Origin of the sequence: Pinisolibacter aquiterrae (assembly GCF_019160155.1) — a bacterium.
Taxonomy (GTDB): domain Bacteria; phylum Pseudomonadota; class Alphaproteobacteria; order Rhizobiales; family Ancalomicrobiaceae; genus Pinisolibacter; species Pinisolibacter aquiterrae.
The window spans coordinates 101211-112331 of the sequence record NZ_JAFNIH010000058.1 but is presented as its reverse complement, the minus strand read 5'-3'; the positions used below and the strand labels follow the sequence as shown (position 1 = coordinate 112331).

Here is an 11121-nt window from a genome sequence, read left to right as displayed (position 1 = left end):
TCATGCCGGCCTCGTGCTCCCTCAACACGCCGATGATCTGCTCTTCACTGAAACGGCTGCGCCGCATGGTCCTGCTCCTGGTGAAGGACCAAACTTATCCGTGGCCGGAATGACGGGGAGCACGTCACTCCAATTGCGTCGCGGCTTCTCTTTCGGGATGGGCGGCCCTTTCAGTCGCTGTGCCGGGTTCGTCGTGAGGATCTGCTCGTCGTTGAGATAGCGGAACAACGAACTCAGCGTGTCGATATAGAGCTGCACGCTCTTCGGGCTCAGCAGCTTCACATCGTCTTTAGCCGTGGCGTCGACGACTTTCCGGAGCGGAACACCGGGATAGAGCTTGGCGGCGTTGGAGGGCGCTCGCATGAGAACGGCGAGGCCATCCCGCACGTCGTCACGCGTGATGTTCGCCACCTGCTTGTCCGGGCCGAGAAGATCGACCCAGGCGCCCAATCGGAACCCCCAAGCGGCTCTCGTCTTCTTGGCGACATCGGACTTGCTGGGATCGTCGACGTACCGCTTCACCGCTTCGGTGAGCGTCAGTCGAGGCTTCGGCGGGTGGTGTTTGTCGATGTCGCGGAAGCGCTCTTCGCTTCGTCTTTCGGGACGCCCGACCAGCCGATCATACTCGCGGCCATAGTGCTCGATGTGAGCCGCCTGGACGGCGCCGCAGAGGTCGACGAAGGCCTTCGAGCCCTTCTTCACCCGAACCTTCGCCCATTCGGCGAACTCGGTTGCAACCTGTTGCACGGTCTGTTGATCGTCCCAGTCGCCGATCGCCGCGAGATCCGACGCCGTGATGGCAGCGAGTTCGGCCCGCTCGTGTGGATCGAACGGAACCTGCGACGCCTGTTTCTCCAGACGAAAGAAGAAGGCTCGAGCGAGGTGGTAGAGCTCACTTTCGGAGAGCTCCTCGACGGGCGCCGTGCGCAGGAAGGCCTCGGCTTCGTCGAACCGGCGATCGGCCTCCAGGCGTTCGATGCGCGCGAGCCTCGCCGCCTCCGCGTGTGAAACGGCACCGAGCGACTTGACGATCTCGCCCTTACCGATGGTCTTGCGCAGCTTGTCGGGGACGCGAACGCGAAACTGCCAGACGTTTCCACGCCGAGAAAGTCCGGGCACTCTGGCCATCTGCTCGTCGCCTTGTGTAGCGCCGTTGTGTAGCAGAGCCGCTTCGTAACCCTTTGATTTCCGGGGTTTCCTAGCCATTTCAATAGCATGGTAGGAGGATGGCGGAGAGGGAGGGATTCGAACCCTCGGAACGCTTGCACGTTCAACGGTTTTCGAGACCGCCCCGATCGACCACTCCGGCACCTCTCCGCGAAAGACAGCACTCGGGTCGACGAGCGACCGTCCCTATACACAGGCCGAACAGCCGAGACAAGGCCCTCGGGGAAATTCTCCCCGAGGATCGCGCACCGTCTCGGGCCCGGCGGCGACGGCCGCTCGAGGCGCATGTTGGCGCACGAGGCGTTCTCTGCCAGAGTGCCGCGCCGATCGGGCGCTCCCCGTGCCCTCACAGAGCCTCGCCTTGGAAACCGACCTCTATCTCCCGATCAAGCGCCACCTGGAAAACCTCGGTCTGGAGGTGAAGGGGGAAGTGTGCGGCTGCGATCTCGTCGCGCTCTCCGAGGGCTCGGCGGAGACCGTGGTGATCGGCGAATTGAAGCAGAGTTTCACGCTCGAGCTGGTGCTCCAGGCGGTCGATCGCACCCCCGCCTGCGACGCCGTCTGGCTCGCCGTCGCCGCCTCCAAGCGGGGGCGCGGGCGCGAGTCCGATCCGCGTGTCAAGAAGCTCTGCCGCTTCCTCGGCTTCGGTCTTCTCGTCGTTCTGGCCGGCGGCCGAGTCGAGGTGGTGGTCGAACCCGTGCCCTGGACGCCCCGGCGCGACGGCAAGCGGCGCTCGCGGATCGTCGAGGAGCATCGCCGCCGCCGGGGCGACCCCGTCACCGGCGGCTCGACGCGTCTGCCGCAACTGACCGCCTATCGCCAACAGGCCCTCGCCGTCGCCGCCGCGCTCGGATCGGCGCCGGGCCGGCCGCGCGATCTCAAGGCGCGCGCGCCCGACGCCGCCAAAATCCTTCAGGGCGACGTCTACGGTTGGTTCGAGCGGATCGAGCGCGGCCTCTACGGGCTGACGGAGGCCGGCCGCCGCGCCCTCGTCACCTGGGCCGACGCCCTTCCGCCGGCGGACGAGACGACGCCGGACGGCTGAGCGGCCCTTCGGCCCCGCCGCGCCGTCGCCGCATGGCACGGAGGCCTCAGAGCCGCACTCGGAGGTCGACGGCGGTGCCGGCGGCCTCGCCCGTCGTGCCCTCGCCGAGCTCGGCCAAGGGCAGCAGGCGGGTGAAATCCGCGACGGGCAGCGCCGGGGCGAAGAGATGGCCCTGCGCGTAGCCGCAGCCGGCGCGGGTCAGGATCTCCGCCTGGCTCACCGTCTCCACCCCCTCGCCGATGACGTCGAGGCCGAGCGCGCCGGCCATCGCGACGATGCTGTCGACGATCATCCGGTCGCGGGAATCGCTCTCGAGGGTCTGCACGAAGGATCGATCGATCTTGAGAATATCGACCGGCAGCCGCTTCAGATAGGACAGGCTCGAATAGCCGGTGCCGAAGTCGTCGATGGCGATCCGGAAGCCGAAGTCGCGCAGGCGCACGAGCACGGTGATCGCCGCCTCGGGATCTCTGATGAGCATGTTCTCGGTCACCTCGAGGGTGATCGAGCGCGGATCCACCTCGAAGCGGCGCGCGGCGGAGGTGATGTCGCCGACCAGAGCCTCGTGCGCCAGCTGGCGCGGCGACAGATTGAGACCGATCGGCAGCGATGCGCCGGTCAGCGCGCGCCAGGTCCGCGACTGCCGGAACGCGCGCTCCACGACCTCCCGGCCGACGTCGATGATCTGTCCGGTCTGTTCGGCCACATGGATGAAGTCGCTCGGCATCACCAGCCCGCGTTCGGGGTGGCGCCAGCGGGCCAGGGCCTCGGCACCGTGGAGCCGGCGGTCGGCGAGGGTGACGATCGGCTGGAAGAAGACCTCCAACTCGCCGTGGGCGAGCGCCCGGCGCAGGTCGGTCTCCGCCTCGAGGCGGCGCACGGCGGCGGTGGCGAGACTGTCGTCGAAGACGCAGCAGACGTTCTTGCCGCGCGACTTGGCGTGATACATCGCGACGTCGGCCCGGCGCAGCAGTTCCTCGGCGCTGTCGCGGCCCGGTTCGCCGAGCGCAATGCCGAAGCTGCCGCCGACGGTGACGTCGCGGTCGCCGATCGCCACGGGCTGGCCGACCACCGCGAGAAGCCGCATCGCGACGTGCCGGGCCGTCTCCAGGCTCGCGTCGGTGTCGATCAGCACGGTGAACTCGTCGCCGCCCAGACGCGCGCCGAGATCGCCGCGCCGCAGCACGGTCCGCATCCGCGCGGCGACCGCCTGGAGGATGCGGTCGCCGGCCTCGTGACCGAGGCTGTCGTTGACCACCTTGAAGTCGTCGAGGTCGAAGAAGATCACCGCGATCGAGCGGCCGGGCTCGCCGGCCTCCGCCAACACCCGCTTCAACCGATCCTGGAAGGCGGCGCGATTGGCGAGGCCGGTCAGGGGATCGCGGAAGGCCAGGACCTCGAGCTGCCGTTCGTGGCTCTTGCGCTCGGTGACGTCATGAAAGGTGACGACGACGCCGCCGATCGCCGGCTCGTGGAGGAGATTGGTGAGAACCACGTCGTAGTCGTGGCGGTCGTGATCCCCATGGTAGAGGGCGACGGCGCAGGTCCGGGTCGCGCCCGGCTGGTCCAGGAGGCGGGTGAAGATCTCACGGAATTCGCCGATGTGGCGCGGGCAGATCCGCGACCAGAAGACGCCGTCGGAGTCGCGGATCGCCGTCTCGCCCCAGACCGCCGTCGCGGCCGGGTTGGTGAAGTGGATCGCGCCGTCGGGGCCGAGCACGACGATCAGGTCGTGAACGCTGCGGATCAGCGCGGCCTGACGTTCCTCGCTCGCCTTGAGGGCCGCCTCGGCCCGCTTGCGGTCGTTCAGCTCGGTGCTGACGGCCCGGTAGAGGCGCGCGTTCTCGATCGCCGCCGCCGACTGTCCGGCGAAGAGCATGGCGATCGGCAGGATGTCGGGATCGAACGGGGTCGCCGTGGTGCGCAGCGCCAGGAGCAGGCCGTCGAGGCGCTCGTGCCCGACCGGCAGCGCCAGCAGCGCCCGGCCCGAGGAGCGCGAGCGACCCGTCGCCGCGCCGTCGGGATCGGGGCGGAAGACGGTCGAATGGGCCTCGAAGGCGGAGAGGCGCGTGGTCGCGAGCAGGTGGCGGACGAGGTCGCCGAGCGCCTCGTCGCAGAGCGCCGGGATGCCGCCGTCGGTCCGGTGGAGGATGCGGCCGTCGTCGTCGAGCAGCACCAGCACGGCGCCGTCGGCGCCGACCAGTTCGGGGAACATCGCCACCGCCTTGGCGGCGACGCCGATCTCCTCGAGATCGAAGCCGATCTCGCGCTCGGAATGGACGATGCGCTCGAGCTGCGCCCGCCGCTGGGCCTGTTCGACCGCGAGGCCGATCCGGTAGGCCATCGCCGTCAACAGGCCGACCTCGGCATAGTCGAAGGCCCGACGCAGGCAGCGCGCCAGGATCAGGACGCCACGGGCGCCATGGCTCGCGGCGACCGGCAGATAGATCACCGTCTCGACGTCGAGTTCGGCGAGCTGCGGCTCGACCGAGCCCTCGGCGCGGACGTCCTGCAACAACAGCGGGCCGCCCTCGCGCATGGTGCGGGCGATGTTGCCGTCGGGATCGTCGGAGAACACCGAAATGGCCGCGTCGTCCGGCAGGCCGACCGAGGCCAGGGGCGCGTAGGATCCGGTGCCGGCGGGGTCGAGCAGGATCACGACCTCGGCGGCGAAGAGTTCCGACAGGGTCGAGAGCGCGCGCTCGAGCAGGGCGTCGAGCGTGCCGGAATCGTTCAGAACCGTCAGGAGCCGGGTCAGGCGGGTCGCGTCCCGCACGGCTTCGCGCGCCGCGGTGAGGGCGGAATCCTTGGTCATTCGGAGTCTACGCCGGTCCTCCCCCTCATTGGTGATCGAGTGGGCGCCGCGTCCTTCGAAGGCGCTGGTGTCCATGGGATCCCTACAGGGCGAGGGCGGTCAGAGTGCAGTTGTGCGTGCCGAGAACGCCGACGGTCCGGGCGAATTCGCCACAGCAGTAGATGCCGAAGCTCGGGACGTCGCCGGCGGCCCGCTGCAGGCGAACCGGCTCGTCGCCGATCCGCTCGCCGAGCAACATCGCCCGCGCCGCGCAGCTGAAGGAGATCAGAGCGCCCGGCTCCGAGCGGTGCCGGGCGATGGCGCCGACCTCGTCGGCCACCGCGAGGAGCTTGTCGCCGGTGCTCGCCATCACCTGGACGGCACTGCCGGCCGGGGGAACGCAGCCCTGGATCCGGAGCCATCCCGAGGGCGACTTGGCGCGCGCGACGCGGATGATGAAGGAGCCGTCGCTCTGCATCAGGCCGAGCGGATGGTGCACCGAGGTACCCCAGAAGGTGTCGAGGCCGAGACGGCCGGGCTCGAGGCCGAGCTGTTCCTCATAGACCGTGGCGGCGGGGCGGCCGTCGAGTTCCATGATGTCGACACCCTCGGCGCGGGTCACCAAGAGCGGCACGCCGATCGGCTCCCAGCCGTGGCGGGTGATGACCTCGAAGGGCTCGTCGCCGGCGATCCACAGCGCGACGGCGCCCTGCTCGACCACGTCTCCGTCGTGGAAGACCAGCGTGCGGACGAATTTCAACTCGTCGCCGGCGGCGCCTCCGACGATCGGCACGCGCGGGCCGGTGACCCGATAGACGCCGTGGAACAGTTGCTGGAGATCGCCGGAGAGCGCGTCGGCGAGCAGGATCACCGCCGCGTGCGGACTGCGGCCGGCGGCGTCACGGGCGCGGCGGGCGATCGACTGGCCGACCTCGCCGAGGCGGCCGCGAATGTTCGATTCCGAAGCGATCCCATACCGATAGGGCCCGGTCGACAGGACCATCACGCCGACCCCGGCGCCGAAGCCCATGTAGGTCGCGCCCATGATCTCGCCCGAGCCCGTCGCCCCGACGAGGAGCGCGTCGCCGGTGACGGCGCGGATCCCGGCGAGGAGGCTCGGCAGATCGTAGCGCGGCGTCGTGAAGACGACGACCAGGGCGGGCGCCTCGCCCGCGAGCTGCGCGACGGCGGCGGCGGCGGCCTCGCTGCCGGCCGCGAAAGCCTCCACGGCTCCACTCGACCCGGTCCCGGCGAGCACTTTCATGGCCTCCTCCTACGTAATAATTTCAAATACTTACATATATCTCTCCGAGATCGTCTCATAGCGCTCGAGCGTAAAGATTCCTTCTACGTGTGGCCCTCTTCCGTATGCATCCCGCAACCGAAGTCGATTTTGCGGCTTTCGGATATCGACGAGAGGTTCCCTCGTGCGGTCGCCCCGGTGGCGGCCGAGGGGGCGCCTCGGCCGGATGATCCATTGACCTCCATCGGCGGATGGCATCCGATCGCGCGCGGAGGTGATCCATGCGGATCCGGGATGTCGTCGCGGGATTGTCGGTCGCCGGCCTGCTGCTGCCGGAAGCGGTCGCCTATGCGGGGATCGCCGGCCTGCCGCCGCATCGCGCGCTGGCGGCGGCGGTCATCGGGTGCCTCGCCTATGCGGCGGTGGGGCGGAGCCGTTTCGCGATCGTCTCGCCGACCTCCTCGTCGGCCGCCGTCCTGGCGGCGGTGCTCGCGAGCCTTCCGGGCGACGCGGGCGAGCGGGCGGGGCTCGCGACGGTGGTGATCGCCGTCACCGGCGTGATCTTTCTCCTCGCCTGGGTCGCCCGGCTCGGTCTCCTCACCGGCTTCATCGCTCGCCCGGTCCTGCGCGGGTTCGCGGTCGGGCTGGCGGCGACGATCATCCTTCATCAGGTGCCGGCGATGACCGGCGTGCCGGTCGCGGGCGAGACCTTCCTCGGCTTTCTCGTCGCGCTCGTCGCCGGCGTGCCCGGGTGGGATCCGCTCGGCCTCGGCGTCGGCGCGGTCGCGCTCGTGCTGCTGACGGTCGCGCGACGCTTTCCCACCGTCCCCGGCGCGTTCCTGGTGATCCTGGGCGGGGCGGGCCTCTCGCTGATCCTCGATCTTCCCGAGCGCGGGCTCGCCGCCGTCGGGCCGATCGCCTTCGAGCCGACCTGGCCGGTCCTGCCCGAGCCGTCGTGGCCGACCCTGTCGCGCGTGGTCCAATTGACGCTGCCGCTGGTCCTGATCCTCTTCGCGGAGAGTTGGGGCACGATGCGCTCGCTGGCGCTGCGGCACGGCGACGAGATCGCGCCCGATCGCGAGATGGCGGCGCTCGGGGTCGCCAATCTCGCCTCGGCGCTGGTCCAGGGGCTTCCCGTCGGCGCCGGCTTCTCGGCCGGGTCGGCGGCGGAGAGCGCGGGCGCGGCGAGCCGATGGGTGGGCGTCGTCGCCGCCGTCGGACTGGTCGTGTCGCTGCTCGTCGCGGAGCCGTTGATCGCGCATCTGCCGCAGGCGGTGCTCGCCGCCGTGGTGATCTCGGCGCTCACCCATGCGCTCGACCCGCGTCCGATCCGGCGCTTGTGGCGGATCGACCGCGATCAATGGGTCGCGGTCGGGGCGGCGGCGGGCGTGATCCTCCTCGGCGTGGTCGACGGCATGCTGTTGGCGGTCGCCTTCTCGATCGGCGCCTTGTTGCGGCGGCTGGCGCTGCCGCAGGTGGCGCGGCTCGGGCGGCTGCCGGGCACCCGCGACTTCGTCGACGTCGCCCGCCACCCCGAGGCGATCGCGGTCGAGGCGGTCGGCATCTGGCGTCCCTCGGAGGCGCTCTTCTTCGCCAATGCCGAGCGCACCCTGGCGACGATCGCGCGGGCGGCGCAGACGGCCGGCGTCGGGGCCGTCGTGCTCAGTCTCGAGGAGACGTTCGATCTCGACAGCACCGCGCTCGAGGCCCTGATCGAGACGGCGGCGCGGCTCGACGCGGCCGGGACGCCGCTGCTGCTCGCCCGGGCGCGCGATCCCTTGCGCGATCTCCTGCGCGCCGCCGGCGCCACCGGGCTCGTGGCGCGGGCCTATTACAGTGTCGACGACGCGGTCGGCGCCGCGTCCCTCGTGCCGGGGGGCGCGGCGGATCCGTGAACCGTCGGCCGTAGACCGGGCGGGCTCAGCAGCCGCCGGCCATCTTGCAGGCGAGAACGCCGCCGCCGATCGCCAGCGCCGCGCCGCCGAGGAACTTGGCGGCCTCGTTGAAGCCGTCGTCCTTGCCCTTCGCGGTGCGTCCGGTGTGCTCCTGATCGCTCTGGCGGCGCGTGGTGCGCTTGGCCGAGCGGGTCTCCTCCGACGAGGAGGTGACGACCTTGCTCGGCTGGTAGTCGGCGGCGGTCTCGGAGCGGAGGACCGCCAACTGGCCGGAGGTCAGGTAGCTGGTGTCGGGCAGACCCCGGCTCTTCTGCCAGCCGGCGATGGCGCGGCGGCTCTTCTCGCCGAAGATCCCGCCGCGACCGCCGGTGTCGTAACCGAGCAGGCCGAGACGATCCTGGATCTCCACCCGCGTCTTCTGGCCGAGCGCCAGACCGTCCTCGGTCGACTTGGTGCCGGGGAGGGTCTTCACGTCGTCCGGGATCTCGACGACGGCACGGGCGCCGTTGGAGGGCGCGGGCGCCGCCTCGAGAGCGCGGATGTTGATCGACGCCATGGTGGCGAAGGCGCCGTTCGGATAGGCGGCGAGATAGGCGCGATAATGCTCGACGGTGTTGCGCTTGGCCGCCTCGTCCCAGAGGCGCTGCTCGACACCGGCCGTCATCGCCGCGCCCGCCGCCGGCGGGATCGCCGTCGCGGTCGCCGGAGCGGCGGCGGCCGCGCCGCCGCGCGGGCCGACGAACACTTCCCGGCCGAGCGAGGCGTTGTGCCAGGGCTTCTGGCGGCCGTCGGTGGCGGTCGCGACGTCGCCGCGCACGCGGGTGAGCGCCGTCTGGATCTCCACGCCCGGGCTCGCCAGATGGCGGATCAGGGCGGTCGTATAGGGGCTGTTGGCGGTGCCGTCGCCGTCGAGGGCGACCGCGCCGGGATCGGTCGCGTAGGCGATGAGGACGCCGCCGGTGCCGGCGCCGGAGGTCGAGGTCTGGATCGGCGCCAGACCCGAGGAGACGCCGACCGAGCGGCTCGCCGGCAGACGCGCGGCGAGCGACCGGGCGAGCGGATTGTCGCGGCAGGCGTCGAGAATGATCACGCCGACCGCCGGATCGGCGGGAAGCGCGGTGAGCACGTCGTCGATCGAGACGGCGCGCGTCTTCAGATGGGCCGGCGAGGTCAGTTCCGCGTCGACCGGCACGAGATAGTTCCGGCCTTCGACCTGCATGCCGTGGCCGGCGTAGTAGAAGACCGCGAGATCGGCGCCATAGGCCTTCTCGGTGAAGAGATCGATGTCCTTCGACATCGTCACCTTGTCGGCATCGAGGGCCTCGGTCACGTCGAAGCCGGTGTTGCGCAATACCTCCGCCATCGCCCGCGCGTCGTTGGTCGGGTTGGGCAGCGGATTGGCGTTGCGATAATGGCCGTTGCCGATGACCAGGGCGACGCGCTTGTCGGCCAGGGCCGGCGATCCCGCGAGGATCAGGACGGCCGCCCCCGCGACCATCAGGTCGCGCCAGCGGCGCCACATCGTAGACTTCTGCGTCATCACACTCCCCCTCTCCTCGTCACCGCCCGAGATTGCGGATTTCGACCCGCCGGTTCGCCTCCGACGTCGGATTGGACGGGTCGACCGGATTGCGTTGGCCCTCGCCGCGCGTGGCGATCCGGCTGGGGTCGATCCCGAAGTCGGTCCACAGGCGGTTGCGCACCTCGTCGGCGCGCCGCATCGACAGGCGCAGGTTCGAGTCGGGCTGTCCCAGCGCATCGGTGTGGCCGACGATCTCGATCGGCAGGCCGGCCAGCTGCGGCGCCTTCAGCGCGGCGGCGAGGCCGGTCAGCTGCCGCAGTCCCTCGGCGTCGATCTCCGACGATCCGCTGCGGAAGGTGATGGCGAGATCGATGCGCCGACGCTCGGCCGGTGCCTCGGGGACCGCGCCCGACGGCGCCGTGGCGGTCGCGGCGGCGGCGCTCGGCCGCGACCCGACCCGGGCGCCGCCGGCGGGGCCGGCCTGTTCGTTGACGTCGATCGACCGCGTCCGCGGCACGAAGCTGCGGGTGGCGGTGGGGGAGGCGGCGGGGTCGCCGGCCAGGGCGCGCACGATGTCGGCCGCCGAAAGCTCGGCCGCCGACGCGGCGCCGACCCCCACGAACATCCCCATCACGGCGAGCGCCGAGAGAACTGGTCTCACGTCTACCTCCTCATGAGCGTCGAAAAGAGCAGATACCCGCCGGCGGCCCCGGGGTGGGTGCGGAGCACCTCGCGGAGGCGATCGGCGAAATCGTCGGCCGACATCGACCTGGGCTCGAGCAACGCGCCGGCATCGCCGGGGATGCGCAGCGCGACGAGCATCTCGGGGCCGACCGGCTCCTTGACGTAATAGTCGCCCGCGCCCGGCCGGCCGTCGCCGAAGCGCCGCGTCACCGGCCCGCCCGACCCGGCGATCGCCTCGCCGTAGAGACCGACCACGGTTCCCTCCGCCGAGACGAAGCCGACGTAGAGCGTCTCGCCGCGAAAGACCCCGCGCACCTCGAAGATCAACGACTCGTCGACCTCGAGTTCGGTGCGCCCGTCGAGCATCGTCACCGAGACCTCGCGCGGCAGCGGCGCGATCAGATCGACGATCGCGCATTGATCCTTCGGCCGCGCCGCGGCGCAGGCGGCATTCGTCGCGCCGGCGTTCGTACTCGCCGACGCAATCGCGGCGAGGAGCACCAGCGCCGCGACGATCCCGGAGCCGACGCGGCCGAGAGTCGAAGGCAGCGCCGCCCGCGCCCGTCGCCGGGCCGGCGGGACGGTCGTGCCAATCTCGTCATCTCTTCCCGGGGCGCGGCCGACTGCCATGGTCGAAACTGTTTCGAAACGAGTGATGAAGACAATCTCAGTTTGTATATCCTATATCTATACCATCTCACGCTGCAAGACGATCGATCCATCTACGATCGTCTCGTGCGACGATTGATCGCCATGGTTTCATCTTCGACC

General features: G+C 70.4%; 8 protein-coding genes and 1 tRNA gene. 2 read left to right on the top strand and 7 right to left on the bottom strand.

What is annotated here, in order from left to right; genetic code table 11:
* Window positions 1–21: 21 nt before the first annotated feature.
* Together J3S89_RS21395 and J3S89_RS21390 are read right to left on the bottom strand one after the other, a co-directional pair.
* A complete protein-coding gene (locus tag J3S89_RS21395; RefSeq protein WP_217931331.1) occupies window positions 22–1128 on the bottom strand; it encodes a DUF6538 domain-containing protein in 1107 nt (368 codons plus the stop codon).
* A gap of 99 nt (window positions 1129–1227) precedes the next feature.
* A tRNA-Ser gene (locus J3S89_RS21390) sits at window positions 1228–1317 on the bottom strand.
* Window positions 1318–1528: 211 nt separating this feature from the next.
* Here J3S89_RS21390 and J3S89_RS21385 point away from each other — a divergent pair.
* Entirely contained in the window at window positions 1529–2212 is a 684-nt protein-coding gene (locus J3S89_RS21385; RefSeq protein ID WP_217931330.1) for a DUF2161 family putative PD-(D/E)XK-type phosphodiesterase, read from the top strand.
* Window positions 2213–2258: 46 nt separating this feature from the next.
* Here J3S89_RS21385 and J3S89_RS21380 read toward each other — a convergent pair whose 3' ends face one another.
* On the bottom strand, window positions 2259–5027 hold the full coding sequence (locus tag J3S89_RS21380) for an EAL domain-containing protein (RefSeq protein ID WP_217931328.1): 2769 nt from the start codon (window positions 5025–5027) through the stop codon (window positions 2259–2261).
* 82 nt (window positions 5028–5109) lie between these two features.
* On the bottom strand, window positions 5110–6270 hold the full coding sequence (locus J3S89_RS21375) for an FIST signal transduction protein (RefSeq protein WP_217931326.1): 1161 nt from the start codon (window positions 6268–6270) through the stop codon (window positions 5110–5112).
* A gap of 260 nt (window positions 6271–6530) precedes the next feature.
* Between J3S89_RS21375 and J3S89_RS21370 the strand changes: the two genes are divergently transcribed.
* On the top strand, window positions 6531–8144 hold the full coding sequence (locus J3S89_RS21370) for a SulP family inorganic anion transporter (protein WP_217931324.1): 1614 nt from the start codon (window positions 6531–6533) through the stop codon (window positions 8142–8144).
* Between the two features lie 25 nt (window positions 8145–8169).
* Here J3S89_RS21370 and J3S89_RS21365 read toward each other — a convergent pair whose 3' ends face one another.
* The 3 genes from J3S89_RS21365 to J3S89_RS21355 are packed head-to-tail and all read right to left on the bottom strand — an operon-like array spanning window position 8170 to window position 10980.
* Entirely contained in the window at window positions 8170–9684 is a 1515-nt protein-coding gene (locus tag J3S89_RS21365) for a caspase family protein (RefSeq protein ID WP_217931322.1), read from the bottom strand.
* 19 nt (window positions 9685–9703) lie between these two features.
* On the bottom strand, window positions 9704–10327 hold the full coding sequence (locus tag J3S89_RS21360; RefSeq protein ID WP_217931320.1) for an OmpA family protein: 624 nt from the start codon (window positions 10325–10327) through the stop codon (window positions 9704–9706).
* Between the two features lie 2 nt (window positions 10328–10329).
* Window positions 10330–10980, bottom strand: coding sequence for a hypothetical protein (locus J3S89_RS21355; protein ID WP_217931318.1), 651 nt, complete (start codon window positions 10978–10980; stop codon window positions 10330–10332).
* Window positions 10981–11121: the final 141 nt, after the last annotated feature.